Origin of the sequence: Caballeronia humi (assembly GCF_001544475.1) — a bacterium.
GTDB lineage: Bacteria > Pseudomonadota > Gammaproteobacteria > Burkholderiales > Burkholderiaceae > Caballeronia > Caballeronia humi.
Genome location: NZ_FCNW02000021.1, coordinates 65,234 through 80,849 on the forward strand (window position 1 = coordinate 65,234; position 15,616 = coordinate 80,849).

The 15,616-nt window shown below is 63.1% G+C and carries 15 protein-coding genes; 10 read left to right on the forward strand and 5 right to left on the reverse strand.

Annotation, left to right across the window (positions count from 1 at the left end; translation table 11 throughout):
* Positions 1 to 22: 22 nt before the first annotated feature.
* The 8 genes from AWB65_RS19365 (at position 23) to AWB65_RS19400 (ending at position 9,669) form a co-directional block, all read left to right on the forward strand.
* Positions 23 to 421 (forward strand): RidA family protein, encoded by a 399-nt coding sequence (locus tag AWB65_RS19365; RefSeq protein WP_087668674.1) that lies wholly within the window; start codon positions 23 to 25, stop codon positions 419 to 421.
* Between the two features lie 15 nt (positions 422 to 436).
* Positions 437 to 1,684 carry a GTPase gene (locus AWB65_RS19370; protein ID WP_087668675.1) on the forward strand — a complete coding sequence of 416 codons (1,248 nt, stop codon included), beginning with the start codon at positions 437 to 439 and terminating at the stop codon, positions 1,682 to 1,684.
* A complete protein-coding gene (locus AWB65_RS19375) occupies positions 1,681 to 3,222 on the forward strand; it encodes a dynamin family protein (RefSeq protein ID WP_087668676.1) in 1,542 nt (513 codons plus the stop codon). The genes AWB65_RS19370 and AWB65_RS19375 overlap by 4 nt, the downstream gene beginning before the upstream one ends.
* Positions 3,223 to 3,285: 63 nt before the next feature.
* Positions 3,286 to 4,761, forward strand: coding sequence for a sensor histidine kinase (locus tag AWB65_RS19380; protein WP_087668677.1), 1,476 nt, complete (start codon positions 3,286 to 3,288; stop codon positions 4,759 to 4,761).
* Positions 4,758 to 6,104 carry a sigma-54-dependent transcriptional regulator gene (locus tag AWB65_RS19385; RefSeq protein ID WP_087668678.1) on the forward strand — a complete coding sequence of 449 codons (1,347 nt, stop codon included), beginning with the start codon at positions 4,758 to 4,760 and terminating at the stop codon, positions 6,102 to 6,104. Before AWB65_RS19380 ends, AWB65_RS19385 begins: the two co-directional genes overlap by 4 nt.
* A 152-nt stretch (positions 6,105 to 6,256) precedes the next feature.
* Entirely contained in the window at positions 6,257 to 6,982 is a 726-nt protein-coding gene (locus tag AWB65_RS19390; protein ID WP_235007680.1) for a hypothetical protein, read from the forward strand.
* A gap of 40 nt (positions 6,983 to 7,022) precedes the next feature.
* Positions 7,023 to 7,571 (forward strand): hypothetical protein, encoded by a 549-nt coding sequence (locus tag AWB65_RS19395; RefSeq protein WP_087668679.1) that lies wholly within the window; start codon positions 7,023 to 7,025, stop codon positions 7,569 to 7,571.
* 649 nt (positions 7,572 to 8,220) lie between these two features.
* On the forward strand, positions 8,221 to 9,669 hold the full coding sequence (locus AWB65_RS19400; RefSeq protein ID WP_087668680.1) for an outer membrane protein assembly factor BamB family protein: 1,449 nt from the start codon (positions 8,221 to 8,223) through the stop codon (positions 9,667 to 9,669).
* 14 nt (positions 9,670 to 9,683) lie between these two features.
* On the opposite strand, the gene AWB65_RS19405 is transcribed toward AWB65_RS19400, so the two are convergent.
* The 4 genes from AWB65_RS19405 to AWB65_RS19420 form a co-directional block, all read right to left on the reverse strand.
* Positions 9,684 to 10,625 (reverse strand): 3-hydroxyacyl-CoA dehydrogenase NAD-binding domain-containing protein, encoded by a 942-nt coding sequence (locus AWB65_RS19405; protein WP_087668681.1) that lies wholly within the window; start codon positions 10,623 to 10,625, stop codon positions 9,684 to 9,686.
* A 3-nt stretch (positions 10,626 to 10,628) separates the two neighbouring features.
* Positions 10,629 to 11,549 carry a beta-keto acid cleavage family enzyme gene (locus AWB65_RS19410; RefSeq protein WP_087668682.1) on the reverse strand — a complete coding sequence of 307 codons (921 nt, stop codon included), beginning with the start codon at positions 11,547 to 11,549 and terminating at the stop codon, positions 10,629 to 10,631.
* 38 nt (positions 11,550 to 11,587) lie between these two features.
* Entirely contained in the window at positions 11,588 to 12,943 is a 1,356-nt protein-coding gene (locus tag AWB65_RS19415; protein WP_087668683.1) for an MFS transporter, read from the reverse strand.
* Between the two features lie 116 nt (positions 12,944 to 13,059).
* Positions 13,060 to 13,764: a Crp/Fnr family transcriptional regulator gene (locus AWB65_RS19420; protein WP_087668684.1), complete on the reverse strand. Its 705-nt coding sequence runs from the start codon at positions 13,762 to 13,764 to the stop codon at positions 13,060 to 13,062.
* 113 nt (positions 13,765 to 13,877) lie between these two features.
* On the opposite strand from AWB65_RS19420, the gene AWB65_RS19425 reads away from it, so the two are divergent.
* Positions 13,878 to 14,291: an acyl-CoA thioesterase gene (locus AWB65_RS19425; protein ID WP_087668685.1), complete on the forward strand. Its 414-nt coding sequence runs from the start codon at positions 13,878 to 13,880 to the stop codon at positions 14,289 to 14,291.
* 34 nt (positions 14,292 to 14,325) lie between these two features.
* Positions 14,326 to 15,099 carry an SDR family oxidoreductase gene (locus AWB65_RS19430; protein ID WP_087668686.1) on the forward strand — a complete coding sequence of 258 codons (774 nt, stop codon included), beginning with the start codon at positions 14,326 to 14,328 and terminating at the stop codon, positions 15,097 to 15,099.
* Between the two features lie 14 nt (positions 15,100 to 15,113).
* Here AWB65_RS19430 and AWB65_RS19435 read toward each other — a convergent pair whose 3' ends face one another.
* Positions 15,114 to 15,596 carry a MarR family winged helix-turn-helix transcriptional regulator gene (locus AWB65_RS19435; RefSeq protein WP_087668687.1) on the reverse strand — a complete coding sequence of 161 codons (483 nt, stop codon included), beginning with the start codon at positions 15,594 to 15,596 and terminating at the stop codon, positions 15,114 to 15,116.
* Positions 15,597 to 15,616: the final 20 nt, after the last annotated feature.

Consider the following 15,616-nt stretch of genomic DNA (forward strand, 5'->3'; position numbering starts at 1 on the left):
TGTATCGAAGGAGACGCTTTTCATGAACGAACGCAAAGCCATCGTCCCTGCCGGAATGGAAGCGGTGTACGAGAAGATTCACTACGCGCCCGCGGTCAAGGCCGGCAATACGATTTACGTGTCCGGGCAGATTGGTCGTGACCTGTCCATGCAATTGGTCGAAGGCCGCGAAGCGCAGATCGTGCAGGCATTCGAGAACCTCAAGCTGGTGCTGGAAGCCGCAGGTGCAACGCTAAGCGACGTGGTGGACTTGACCACGTTTCACACCGACATGCGCGACCTGCCGTTGTTCATGCAGGTGCGTGACCGCTACTTCACGACAGACCCGCTTCCCGCGTGGACGGCGGTGGGCGCGCATATGCTCGGTGGTTCGGCGGGCTATATCGTCGAGATCAAGGCTGTAGCTGTAACGGCCGATTAACCGCGGAGCTAACGCATGCCTGAAGACGGCCTTGTCACGTCGCTCGTTTCCGTGCTGCCAGATCGCACCGACGATATGGCGCGACTGCAGATCCTGCTCAAGCGCGGCAAACCCATCGTTACCGTCATCGGTAAATACAACCACGGCAAGAGCCGCCTGCTCAATGAGTTGATCGGGAACAACACGTTCGCTGTAGCCGACAAGCGCGAGACGGTGAAACTGTCGGACAGCGTGCACGACGGCGTGCGCTGGCTGGACGCGCCGGGACTGGATGCGGACGTCGGCACCGAAGACGATCGCCATGCGTTGCATGCTGCGTGGTTGCATGCCGACGTTCGCCTGTTCGTGCATGCCGCGAAGGAAGGCGAACTGGACGCGAAGGAACTGGCGTTGCTGGCCGAACTGCGCGCAGACGCCGAGCGGACTAAACGGTGCACCTTGCTCGTGCTTTCGCAGATCGATCAATTGGCGGACGACAGCGAACTGCAGAAGGTAAGGAACGCGATTGGCGCGCAAGTACCGGGCATCGCATTGAATGCAGTTTCGTCGACGCGCTATCGGAAGGGGTTGGAAGAGAGTAAAAAGCTGCTGCTCGAAAGGAGCGGCATCCCTTCGCTGCGTTCTACTTTAGACGCAGCGCTCGCCGGAGTGCCGAAAGCGCGTGCGTATGAAACCGCGCTGCTATTCGGCGAAATGCGCGATCAATTGAAAGCGCTAAACGCCGAGCAACAAGCGTCGCGCGAAGCTTTACTTGGAACGCAGACACGACAACGTCTGGACTTCGATCAAGGACTCAAGACCGTTATCGAAAAGGTAAGCGGCGACATCGAGCTAATGTTGAATACGCTCGGTACAGACCATGCCATCGTGCCGGATTCCGCCAGCGACGCATATGCGATCACCGCTGGAAAACTTGAACGCGCGCACATACAAATCGCCTACTCGCGCGCATGCATCGAAATTGATGGCTTTCTCGCCGGGCAGGGAGTCATCGAACTGCCTTCGGAACAGCAAACCGTGGCGCGCGCGCTTAACACGGTGATGGTCGCGGTCATGGGTGTGTCGGTCAAGTTTCGCAAGGACTTGCGCAGGATGTTCTGCGACGCATTGGGCCGGACGCGCATGCAGCGCGAGTTCACTCACTACTTCGAGATCTCAGCCGACCGCAAGGCGTTGGCGGCGCGAATCGCGCAAAACGAATCGGCGATCGTCGCTTCGGAAAAGGCGTCGGCTGCCTTGCGCGCACTGGAAGAGAGCGCATGAAAGCGGACGTGACCAATGAACAAGGCTTCATCGCCGAGGTCGATGCATTCGAGTTCATCGCGCACGATGTCGAGAAGATGCTGCGCCTGCTGGAAGACTGGTTCGAGCGGTTGACTTCTGACCTGCACCACAATCGCCTGGCTCACTCAGGATTGAAAGAACACAGCGCACTGGCTGTGCAGGCCGAAGCCATCAATGCGGTATTGAAAGAAAGCGCCCCAAGGTGGACCCAGCATTGGGCGAACCTCGAACACGCTCGATCGCTGGCTGAATCCTTCGATGACAAAGCCTTGCTGCTGGTGTTTGGCAAATTCAACGCCGGCAAGAGCTCGTTCTGCAATTTCCTTGCGGAACGGTTTGCCTCTTACGGCAAGACGGTGGCGTATTTCCATCTCGATGGCGGGCGCATCGTCGAGACGAATGAACGCTTCAAGGAAGGCGTGACCGAGACGACGGTGCGGCTGCAAGGGGTGCGCCTTGCAGGAAACCTCGTGCTCGTGGACACGCCCGGCTTGCATTCGGTGACGCCGGAAAACGCCGCGCTGACCCAACGCTTCACCGACAGCGCCGATGGCGTGTTGTGGCTCACCAGCTCCACGTCGCCGGGACAAGTGCAGGAACTGGACGAACTCGGCCGCGAACTGCACCGCAACAAGCCGCTGTTGCCGATCGTGACCCGTAGCGACGTGTACGAAGAAGACGAGATCGATGGTGAGATCCGCAAGGTTCTGCGCAACAAGACTGCGCAGAACCGCGCCGAGCAGGAGGCCGACGTCAAGGCGCGCGCGGAAGAAAAGCTCTTGGGGATGGACGTTCCCTCCGAGCTTCTGAAAGCGCCGGTGTCGATCTCCTCGTACCTGGCACGCGAGCAAGGACAAACGCGAGCTGCAATGGCCGAGGCGGGATTCGAGCGGCTATACGCTGCGCTGCTAGCGATCGCAGAACCGACACTGGCGTACAAGCGGCGCAAGCGGGCCGAAGTGCTTCTACATCATCTGGAAGAAAACGTGATGGGCGTGTTGTGCGGCGATGTGCTGTCGTTGATCTCGGTGTTGCGTGCATCATCGGAAACCGCTCTCGATGCACTCGAACGACATCAAGAGCAAATCTCCAGCGCCGTGTGGCGCAGCGTTATACCGACGTTGCCGGAATTGCTCGACAAGCATTCGGCCAAACGCGATGTGGCCGCAATTTGCGGGAGTTTGTCGCGGTCTATTATTGCGTCGTTTACGCGTGAGGCCAACACGCTATTGTCCGACTACTGCATGGAACCCGACGCCTCGCTCGCAGAAATCAAACTCGACGCAGATGCCCGATTCGAGGAACACGTCGTCGGTGTGGACTACCAGCGCCTTCACGCTGCGCTGGGAAAGGCGATCCGCAAGCGCATCCTTCAGCTATCGAGTGATGCCGCCGAGCAGGGCCGCGATTCCATCGCGCAATTGATGGTGCGTGCCAACCGACTGGAAAACTCGTTGAGGACAAGACAAAACGACTTGCTCCACTTGAAGCAGAAACTTCGGTCCGAGTTCAGTTGAAGTTGTCGGGCAGGTTGCGGCAGGATTCTTGCTACATCACCGGTCTTGCCGCTAACCGACTCCATGCCCATGCCTTTCCGGCGCCTTTCGTTCGCAAGCCAGCTCGCCGTGTTCTGGGCGCTGGTCGCCGTCATGTGCGCGCTCCTGATCGGGCTCGTGTGGTTCATGGCGCAGGCGAACGGCGGCCGGCAGCTCGAACTCGCACGCGCGCAGAGTCTCGCGGGCTGCGAAGCGGTAGCGTCGCGCTACGATGCTTCCGTCGACGGCGCAGCCGAAACGCCGCCGAATATCGAGCTGATGCATGCGATCCTCGATGTCGTTCTCGCGCAGATGCAGGGCGTCGAAGGCGGTTTCTGGCAACCATCGGAGAACGCGCGGGGCACGTTTGCCGCATACGCGTTCCCGACTTATCGCGGCAGCGGCATCAAACGCGATGTGCCCGAAGCCGAAACGCCGCTGATCCTGCGCACACTGCGTCAAGTCACATCGACGCACGCCGCGACGACCGAGTTTGTCGTCAGCGATGAGGACGCGGTGATCGTCGCCGCGTGCGAGGTGCCACATCGTCCCGCGCTGCTCGCCTGGACGCTCACGCGCACGCATCCGCCGCTCGGGCCTTACGGTCGCACGCTGATCACGGGGCTGGCGGTGCTGCTGGCGGTGATCGTCGCGATCGCAATCGCGCTTGGCATCGTGCTGCGGCGCTGGCGGGCGAATCTGTCGCGTATCGAGGAAAGTCTTGCGCAGAACGCCGGTACGCTCGACCCGATCGATTCGACCGGTGAACCGGACCTCGACAAGATCGTCGCCGCTTTCAACGCGCACGTCGCACGCACGGCCGCGCTGCAACACGAAGCGGCCGGTCTGAATGCGCGGCTCGCCCACGCCGAGCGCTTCGCGATGCTCGGGCAACTGGCGGCGCAAATAGCGCATGAGATCCGCAATCCGGTGGGCGCGATGCGGCTGAAGGCCGAGAACGCGCTCGCCGGAGACGCAGAGCGCCGCACGCGCGCGCTGAGCGCGATTCTCGAACAGATCGGGCGGGTGGAATCGCAGCTTTCCGGGCTGCTCGCGCTGACTCAACCGATTCGTATCGACGCGCAGGAAATCGTACTCGACACATGGCTCGCCCGCCGCATCGACGCGAACCGCGATGCAGCGCAACGTGCGGGCGTGACGCTCGACTTGGGCGCAGCGCCGCAATGCACGGCGCGTTTCGACGCGCAGCAACTCGCCCGCGCGCTCGACAATCTTCTGCTCAATGCGATACGTCACACGCCGCACGGCGGGCACGTCACGCTGAGCGCCACACGTAGCGCTGCAGGCCTCACAATTGAAGTCGCCGACGATGGCCCCGGCGTGCCGCCGTCCGAACGCGAGCGTATTTTCGAGCCCTTCGTGACCGGCCACGCGACGGGTTCAGGACTCGGCCTCGCCGTCGTGCGCGAGATCGCGACGGCGCATGGCGGCCGCGCGTACTGCGCCGCATCCGGCGATGCGAACGAACCCGGCGCGCGCTTTGTGATCGAGATCCCATGACACGCATCCTGATCGTCGACGATGATGACGCCTTCCGCGAAAGCCTCGCTGAAACGCTGGCTGATCTTGGCCACGAGACGATGGAAGCGTCGAACGGCCGCGATGCGCTGCGCCTCCTCGCGTCGGATGCACCGGTCGATTGCGTGTTTCTCGACTTCCGCATGACCGACATGAGCGGCATCGACGTGCTGGAACGGCTGCGCGAGATGCCGGATCGGAACGCGCTGCCCGTCGTCGTGCTGACCGCCTTCGCCACGAGCGACAACACGATCCACGCGATGCGCCTCGGCGCGTTCGAGCATCTGACGAAGCCGGTCGGGCGCGATGCGATCAGCACGCTGCTCGCCAAGATCGCCGAAAGCAGCGAGCCCGGAAAGCCCGGCGCCACGTCGCGCGTCGCGGACGACACCGGCGAGCCACGTTTGATCGGCACAAGCGATGCGCTGCGCGAAGTGCAGAAGCAGATCGGCCGCGCCGCCGCCACCGATTCAACGGTGCTCATCACCGGCGAGACCGGCACCGGCAAGGAAGTGGCGGCGCGCGTATTGCACGACGCGTCGAAACGCCGTGACGGTCCGTTCGTCGCGATCAATTGCGCGGCGATTCCGGCTGAATTGCTCGAAAGCGAGTTGTTCGGCCACGCAAAGGGCGCGTTCACGGGCGCGGTGTCCGAGCGGGCGGGGCGCTTCGTCGAAGCACGGCGCGGCACGCTCTTTCTCGATGAAATCGGCGACATGCCGCTCGCGATGCAGGCCAAACTCCTGCGCGCGATCCAGGAGCGCTCGGTGATGCCGCTCGGCTCAAACCGTCCTGTCGATATCGACGTGCGGATCGTCACCGCGACGCATCGCGAATTGCAAGCCGAAGTCATCGCGCGGACCTTTCGCGAGGACCTGTTCTACCGGCTCAACGTGATTCCGGTCCACCTGCCGCCATTGCGCGACCGGCCTGTCGATATCCTGCCGCTCGCGCGGCACTTTCTGGCGTCGGCGGGAAGCGCGGCGCGCTTATTGAGTGCGGGCGCCGAAAGGAAGCTGCTGGCTCACGCGTGGCCGGGCAACGTGCGCGAACTCAAGAACGCGATGGAGCGCGTGCAGGCGCTCGCGCGCGGCGCGCTCGTGACGGAGGATGATCTCGCGTTCCTCGAAACCCTTGCTGTGGCGCCCGCGTTCAACCACGCCCTTCTGGACTTGCCGCTGCCCGAAGCCGTCGAGCGACTCGAACGCGCGGCGATCGAGCGGGCGCTTGCCGCATCGTCGGGGAATCGCGCGGAGGCGGCACGCAGGCTCGGCATCAGCCGGCAATCGCTCTACACGAAGCTCGCGGCCTACGGCTTGAGCTGAAGAGAGTGTCCAGTTTCCTGACACCCGCTGTCAGGCAGACGGACACCTGCATCTGTCTCAAGACCGCCAAGGCCCGTCGCACAACGCTTTCGCGCATGGCATGTGATTTGCCCTAGTGACCGCATCGTCCTTGCGGACACGAGGAGCAAACCATGCATGCAACCGTCTCTGTTACCCGTTGCGCCGTCGCACTGTTACTCGTCGCGGGCGCCGTGGGATGCGCTGCGCAAAATCCCGGACCACCGCCGCCGCCTGCTTTGACGAACACTGCGCCGTCACCACCACCGCGCGCGGCGCGTCCGCGCAAATTGCCCTCGGACGCGGTCATCGCGAGCAAGACAGGCGTCGTGAAGCGCTACACGATCAACCCCGAAGGTGACATCGACGGCCTGCTCCTCGCCGACGATGCGCTGATCAACTTCCCGCCCCATCTCGGCGCTCAAGTCGCGGCGACGGTGGCGCCCGGCGACAGCGTCCAGGCGACCGGGTACGCGACGCCGGGTGGCAGCCTGCGCGCCCAGCAGATCGCCAACGCGACGAACGGCCGAACCGTCGTCGACCAGCCACCTCCCGCCGATACCCCGCGTCTGCCGAAGTCGTTGCGCGGCGCCGGCCTCGTCAAGCTCGATGCCAGCGGCCGCGTGCTGCGCGTGACGACCGCGCCGCGCGGCGAACCCGATGGCGTGTTGCTCGCCGATGGCACGGTGGTCAAGCTGACGCCGCCTGTCGCGTCGCAGTTTCCGGAACTGCTGCGACCGGGCGCGACAGTCGCCGCGCGCGGCTATGGCACGCGCAACCGCTACGGCGCCGCGCTGCAGGCGACTTCATTCGGCACGCCGGGCAAGCTCACGTCGCTTTACGGCACGGCCATCGACTGAATAGTTTTATCGCTAACCATTTCTACAACGGAGTTACGACATGCATTGGATCGATCCCGCCTGCCTGCCTGAAACGCGTGGCCGCGTCACACAGTTTCTGCTCAACAAGCATGGCGAACTCGACGGCCTGGTCCTCGACCACGAGCGGCAAGTTCACTTTCCGCCTCATCTCTCGAAGCAAGTCGCGAAACACATCGCACCTGGCGACACGATCCGCGTACGAGGCGTGAAGCCGCGCGACGCGGACCTGATCGCGGCTGTGTCGCTGATGTCGAAGCAGGGTGTCGAGATTCTCGATGAAGGTCCGAATCACGACGCACCGAAACACGAGAAACCGGAAGGCCGTCCGATGGACGTGCAGGGCGAGGTCGTGCTGTCGCTCTATGGACCGAAGGGCGAATTGCGTGGCGCGCTGCTCGACGACGGCACGTCGTTGCGCATGCCACCGCACGCGGCCGCCGAACTCATTGATTATTTGAGTCCCGGCGCGCATGTGCAGGCGTGGGGTCATGGCGTCAAGACGCGGCATGGACGCACGCTGGAAGTACACGAGATCGCCGAACTCGTCGACGCTGACGAATCTGCATAGCGGCGCGTATGCGTCATGGAACGCGCCCGCGCGCTCGAACTGCTCAACTTCTTCTCGCTGACGTGCAGGCGGTATCGGGCCGTTTCTTAGCGTCTTCCTGACAGCTCGCGGCTGTGGCTGTGCCTCGCCTCTTCGTTCAGGGAGGCGTGCAGTGTCGATTACGACGCTGAAGTCGGCGTCACGCAGCCGCTCGCTTGAATACCGCCGTAAGCGCAGTTACGTATGCAGCGATAACAAAGCCGCCGATCACGCACTGTCATCGCACACGCTATCGCGACAGAGCTTATTGGATTCATGCGAAATCGGCCAGGAAGAAGCAAAGCCGCGAAGCCCATAGAAGGCCTCTTGCCGGGGTATCAGCCAAGTCGCGAGGCCGAAATGGCATGGCAAAACGCGAGAATGAATGTCCGCTTTCACAGGGTAATCAACCAGTAGGCTTCCAGAAAGACCTGCTATAACACAGTCTGACGTTCACGACCCCAGCCTCGTGACGTCACGTGTACTCATCACATAAAGCATTCTGGCCGCCCAATCACTAACGGGCTGCGGCCTGTGTCAACGCGCGTCATTGTTGCTCTCTCTTCAAGCCTTCGATCGTTTCCTGTGCGCTTGCCGATCCCGCGAGTCGTCTTCGTTTCCGAGGTGCCACATGAACACAACGTCCTTCGTGCGTCGGGCTGTCTCGATGCTCATCCCTGCGGCCTTTGCAACGTTTACGTCATTCACGTCGATATGCGCCCACGCGCAAGTCGCCACGGACTGGCCGACCTTCGGCATGAACAAGCAACGCATCGGTTACAACGCGGCCGAACGCGTGCTCGGCGTGGGTAGTGTCGCCCAGCTGCGGTCGCACTGGGCGACCGACATCGGCGGCCCGATTACGACGCAGCCGACGCTGGCTACTGGCGTCCTCGTCAACGGCGTACCGACCGACGTGGTGTACGCGGCGACGTGGCTCGGCCGGATCGTTGCATTGAACGCCGCGACGGGCGCGGTCATCTGGAGCGTCCAGGCGCCCACCGTGCAGACCGACTGCGCCGACTTCAACGCCTCCAATCGCTTGCTGGGCACGATCGGCACACCGACCATCGACCGCGCGACCAATCGCCTGTACGTGGTGACGGGTTTCGGTTTTTTGCATGCGCTGGATCTGGCCACCGGGGCCGATGTCCTGCCCTGGGTGCAATTGCTCGATCCTGCAAACGGATCGCCGAGAACGTTCGTGTATGGCAGCCCGACGCTCAACGGCTCCGATCTTTATGTCGCCACCGCCAGCCGATGTGATGTGAGGCCCTATCACGGTCAGGTGATACGTGTATCGACCACCAACTTCGAGATCCTGCAGAGATGGTTTCCGAGTGGCGCGACCGGACCCGATGGAGGCGGCATCTGGGGGCCGGGCGGCATCTCCGTGACGCCGAATGGCTTGTGGCTCTACACGGCGACCGGAAACTCGTTTTCCGATCCGGAGAATTTGCCTTATTCCGAGCATGTCGTCAGGCTGACGCCCAGTCTTGTGGTCGATGCCGCGGACGCGCCCGCGCCTCCGCCGCCGGGAAGCCGCGACGTGGATTTCGGCGCCACGCCGCTCCTGTTCCAGACGCCCAACTGCCCGCCGATGCTGGCTGCGCTTCAGAAGAGCGGGATGATGTACGTCTACAATCGCAACGCGCTGGCGAACGGGCCGATCAATTCATTCCTGATCGGCCAGACGGGCGGGAGCTTCAACGGCATCCCTGCATTCGATCCGGTGTTGAATCAGATCTACGTCAGTTCGGGATCGGTCGCGAACGGACTGGTGGCGCTGTCCGTTCACTCGGATTGTTCGATCGCACGCGTCTGGAACTTGCGGGTTCGCGGCAACTCGATCACGCCGCCGATTCCGCCCGTGGCGGCGAACGGGGTCGTCTATTACGTCTCGGGCGTTGCAAGCGAAGTCTTCGCAGTCGATGCGCGCAGCGGCCAGCAGCTTTGGAGCACCGCGAGTCTTCCCGTTGCAGATCGCGTGACCGGTGGGATCTTCGCCTCGCCGACGGTCGTCAACGGGCGGCTGTTCGTCGCAGGTTTCGACCACAAGATTCATGCTTATGGACTGTAACGAAGCTCGCGACGCTACGGAATCTGTGAAAGCTTGCGCTTTGCCTCCAGCAATTGAAGCAGCAGATCATCGCGCTGTCGAAGCATCTCGGGGAAATCGTACGGCTCCAGTTCCGCATCGACACCTTTCGCAATCGGCTCGATGTAATCATCGTTCTCGGGATACGTGCCGAGATCGCGAGCCCACTCGCGCTGGGCCGGGCCGAGATGCCTCAGCACATGCGTGATGCCACCCGCGCCGCCGGAAGCATGCAGGTTGAGAAACGGTCCGAGCAACGCCCAGCGCAAGCCCGGACCGTAGGCGATCGCCGCGTCGACGTCCTTCACGGAAGCGACCCCGCGCTGTACCAGGCTGATGGCTTCCTGCCACAGCGCCACTTGCAGACGGTTAGCGATGTGTCCTTTGACTTCCTTGTTGATGCGAATGGTCTTCTTGCCCGTCGAGGCATAGAACGCCATCGCCTTCGCTACGTTCTCGGTCGAAGTCAGCGTGCCACCGCCGACCTCGACCAACGGAATGATGTGCGACGGATTGAACGGATGTCCCAGAACGATCCGTTCAGGATGTTTCGCGCCCCTTTGAATTTCGCTGACCGACAGCCCCGACGACGACGACGCGATGATCGCATCCACCTTCGCGGCCGATTCGATGTCAGCGATCAGCGCGTGCTTGACGTCCAGGCGCTCGGGACCGCTCTCCTGAATGAAGTCGGCATGGCGGACCGCAGCGCTCAGGTCGGTCGTGAAGGTGAGGTTATCGCGCGAGGCGCCATCGGCGAGGCCTAGTCGTTCGACTGCGGGCCAACTGTCGTCGATCCAGCCGCGCAGTCGCGTCTGCGCTCCCTCGCCGGGGTCCGTCGCTGTGACCGCGAAGCCGTGCGCCAGGAAATGCGTCGCCCAGCCTGCGCCGATCACGCCGGTGCCGACAACCGCTATGTTGCAGGCTCGCTTTGTCATCGTTTACGCCTCCAGACAGGCCGTGTGGATCGTTTCGCGCAGGGGCCGCAGTCCGATGATCTCGCGCGCCTCGGTGGGCGTGGCCGGTTCATAGCCCATTTCGCGCACCAGACGCACGAGCCGCTCGACCAGTCGCACGTTGGTCGCCAACTCGCCCTGCCTGTAGTACAGATTGTCCTCCAGCCCAACGCGCACGTGGCCGCCCAGCAAGAGCGAATTCATCGCGGCGGGCAATTGCGCCGCGCCGATCGCGCTCACGTTGAACACGGAGTTGCGGGGCAGGTGATCAACCATCGTCTGCAACAGTCGCGGCGTGTACGGCAGTGCGCCCTGAAACGCATTCGCGCCGATGACGATGTTGATGAAGTGCGGCGCGTCGTCGAGCCCCTCGTTGATGGCGCGCTGCACATCCTGGACAATGTCGGCAAGGCCGAACACCTCCCATTCAGGCTTGATGCCTCGCTCCTTCATCATCTCGGCGATCTGCCGGATGCGCGAGGGTGGCGTGGCGACGAGAATTTCCTTGCCGCCGAAGCTCGCGATCACGGTCTGCGCATCGAGCGTGCACATTTCGACGCCGTCGCCCTGCATGCCCTTCAGGCGTTCTTCCCACTGGATCTCCCACAGGCCGTTGTCGAGCTCGCGCACCATGTCGCCGTTGATGCCGCCGCCGGTCGAGTTGTTCAGGATGATGTCGCATTTGTCGCGAATCAGCCGGTTGATGTGGCTATAGATAGCGGGGTCGCAGGTGGCTTCGTCGTCCGGGCGTCGTGCGTGCACGGCTACGACGCTCGCGCCTGCGTTGTAGCAGCGGTAGGTATCGTCGGCGATTTCCTGCGGCTGTGTCGGCAGGTTCGGGTTCATTTTCTTGCTGGCCATGCCGCCGGTCGGGGCGACGGTCACGATGACTTTGGGCTTGCTCATGCTGGTGTTCTCCGAAGATAGATAAGTTTGACCGGGGTTCAGTGCGCGCTCGGGCCCACTCGCACTGCGCTCTTCGGCAGGCCGAGCAGGATCGTCAGGCCGCCGACGATGACGAGGGCCGTCAACGCGAAGAGCCCCATCTGGATGCTGCCGGTCGCGCCCTTGATCCAGCCGATCAGCGTCGGGCTGACGAAGCCGCCCAGGATGCCGAGTGAGCTGATCACCGCGATGCCGGCCGCCGCCGCCTCGCGGGAAAGATAGGTCGGGGGGATCGACCAGAAGAGCGACCCGCCGCCGAAGATGAAGAAAGCGGCAATGCACAAGAGGGCCATCACTGCGACGACATCCGTACCGAGGAAGGAAGTCGAGGCCAGCGCCATGGCGCCGATAACCAGCGTCCCTCCCACGTGCCAGCGACGCTCCTTGAAATAATCCGAGCTGCGGCTGATGACGAGCACGCCGAGCGCACCGAACGCATAGGGCACGGCCGTGTACCAGCCGATGGTGTTGATTGGCGCGATGCCGAGGCCTTTGATCATCGTCGGCAGCCAGAACGTGACCGTGTACACGGCACAGGCGCAGCAGAAATAGACGAAGGCGAGCACGTAGGTTTTGGCGTCGGTGAGCGCTGCGGCGAGCCTGCCGTGATGGGTAGCCTTGGCGTCGCCGTGGTGATCGGCATCGAGAACGGATTGCACCAGCGCTTTCTCCGCGTCGTTCAGCCAGGGCGCGCGGCCCGGCTTGTCCGGCAGCATGCGATAGAGCGCGAAACCGAGCAGCACGGTCGGCAGGCCTTCGACGAGGAAGAGCCATTGCCAGCCGTGCATGCCGCCCAGACCCTCCATGCCGCTCATGATGGTCCCCGAGAGCGGGCCGCCCAGCACGCCCGTGATCGGCATGCCGAAGAGGAAGAGTCCTGTCACGCGGCCGCGTCGCTGGCTCGGATACCAATACGTCAGATACAGGATGATGCCGGGGAAGAAACCTGCTTCGAACATGCCCAGCAGGAGCCGGATGCCGTAGAACTGCCACGGCTCGGTGACGAACGCAGTCGCGGCGGACGTAAGCCCCCACAGCACCATGATGCGCAGGAACGACAGACGCGCGCCGATCTTTTCGAGCAGCAGGTTGCTCGGCACCTCGAACAGCAGATAGGTGACGAAGAAGATACCGGCGCCGAGCCCGTAGACGGCATCGGAGAAGGCGAGGTCATGCTTCATCTGCAACTGTGCGTAGCCGATGTTGATGCGATCGAGAAACGCGAAGACGTAGGCGATCAACACGATCGGCATCACGCGCCAGCTGATCTTGCGAAAAACGATGTCTTCGGCCGAGCGTGCCGGATTTCGGCTGGTCTCCGGGCCCACTGCGGGCAGCGAACGTGCGCGGTTCATTGCGTGTCTCCCTTTGTCGTATGACACGCATTATTTGTGGCGCACGCTTAAATCACTGTCGCTGCCACGACAGTTGCGGACAGGGCAAACGCTAGGTCGAAGTGTCGGCGCGGCGGCTATTGCGCAAGCGCCTGCAGCCCCGGCAGATCGAGCACGACGAGGCCGCCGTATTCGGTGCGTATGAGGCCGGCTTCCTTGAAATGCATCATGGCCTTGTTGCAGGTTTGCCGGGAGACGGCGGCCAGGTTGGCGAGTTCTTCCTGCGACAGTTGCAGATAGCGCTCGCCGCGTGGATTCGGCAGCGGATGCACCATGCCGACCAGCGCCCGTGCCACGAGATTGTCGGTATCGAGCAGCCCGTGCGCGACGGCGTTGCCCATGAACCAGTGCAGGCGTTCGTTCACCTGCACCAGCAGGAACTCGTTGAAGGAAGGTTGAGTGCTGCGCAGCCAGTCGAAGGTGGCGAGCGGGATCTGCGCGACGCGGCTGTCGCGCAGCGCGATGAGATCCGACTGGCGCGGCGCCTTGCGAATCAGCGTGCCTTCTCCGAACCAGCTTCCCACTAGTTGTCCACCCAGCGTGACCGTGCGGCCGTCGTGCGCGGTGATCGACCACTTGATCAGGCCTTCGAGCACCCCGAACCAGACGTGCTGGCGCTCGCCGTGTCGGCCGAGAAATTGACCCATCGCCGCGGCACGCTCCGACGTCTCGGCGCGCACCTTGCTCTGCGCGGCTTCGTCGATGGAAGCGAACCAGGGCGACTGCGCCAGCATGTCGTCAAGGGTGAGCGATGGGGCGGCCGTCCGCATCGGACGAGTCATCGTTGTCTCCTGACTTTGTACGTATGAGCGTCGAGCTGGAGTGTCGCCGGATTGACAGTCTCACCGGCGCAATACCCGAATAATGACGACATTGGAAACTGGAGCATAGACCCATGAGCAAGGAAATCGTCTACAGCGTCGATGTGCACTTCGGCGACTGCGATCCCGCAGGCATCGTCTTCTTTCCGAACTTCTCGCGCTGGATGGACGCCGCCGCGCACCACTTCTTCCGACAATGCGGATTGCCAGCGTGGCACGAGTTGACGGACCCGCAGCAGTGCATCGGACCGCCGCTGCTGGAGATTCATACGCGTTTTCATACCTCGGCGACGCATGGCGAAAGGCTCGACGTCCATACGCGGATCGAAGCGTGGCGCGGCAAGGTCTTTATCCAGCAGCATCGCATCATGCGCGGCGAGACGCTGATCTGCGAGGGACAGGAAACGCGCGCGCTGTGCGTGCGAAGCGCGGACGGCCGGCTGAAAGCGGTCCCGGTGCCCGATTACATCCGCGCAGCCTGCGCCTGAACGGCGACCGCCATTCTGATCCACAGGAGATTCCATGTCGACCATGCAAGGCAAACGCGTACTCATCACGGCGGGTGCGGGCGGTATAGGCCGTGCGATCGCAGAAGCTTTCTCATCGGCGGGAGCGAAGGTTTTCGTCTGCGACATCAGCGCGGCCGCTTTGGGGCTATTGCGTGAGCAGTTGCCCGACGTCACGACCGGAGTGTGCGACATGGCCGATCGCGGCTCGGTCGCACGCATGGTGCACGAGGCGATTGCCGCGCTCGGCGGTCTCGACGTGCTTGTAAACAACGCGGGCATCGCGGGACCCTCAGCCAGCGTGGCGGACCTCGATCCCGATACGTGGGAGAGCGTCCTGCGCGTGAATCTCACGGGCACGTTCGCCGTGACGCAGCTCGCCATCCCGTATCTGAAGAAATCAGCGGCGGGTTCGATCGTCGTGATGTCGTCGCTGGCTGGGCGCTTCGGCTACCCGAATCGCAGCGCCTACGCGACGACGAAGTGGGGGCTCATCGGCTTCACCAAAACGCTGTCCCGCGAGCTGGGTGAATTCGGCATCCGCGTCAATGCGATCCTGCCGGGCGCCGTGGCGGGCCCGCGCCTGCAGCAGGTCTTCGAGGGACGGGCGTCGGTCAGCGGTCGCAGCGTCGCCGAGGAAGAAGCGGCGGCGCTGGCGAACCAGTCGATCAAACGCTTCGTCGATCCCGCCGATATCGCCGCGCTGGCGGTTTTCCTCGCGTCGGACGCCGGGCGATCGATCTCCGGGCAAATGATCCCGATCGACGGGGATTCGCAAAGCGCGTCCTGATCGACGTCCGCGTTTCAGCGCACGTCGTCCCCGGAATCCGGGCGCGCAACCGGCCGATCTTCCACGTCTCCCACCAGTATCTTCAGCATCTTCATGAAGCGCCGCCGGTCGGTCTCCGACAGCGGCGCGAGCATGCGCACCTGAGCCCGCAGCATCGCGGGCTGCACCTCCCTCAGCAACGCTTCGCCATCGTCGGTCAGCGTCAACAGCCGCACCCGGCGATCGTCCTCCGACGCATTGCGCTGCATCAAGCCCCGCTTTTCCAGCCGGTCGATCACGCCGCCGATCGTCGACGTATCGAAACCAATGTTGCGCGATAGGGAACGCTGATCCATCTGCGGCTGGTCATGCACCGCCTGCATCGCCGCGTATTGCACCGGCGTAATGCCGAACGCGGCGGTTTCCTCTGCAAAAACCGCGACGGCCATCTGCTGCAGCCGCCGGATGTAATGGCCGGGCAATTCGTCCAGATGAGGCTCGCGATTCCGTCGGGTCATGGCTCGTTCCAGATACGGGT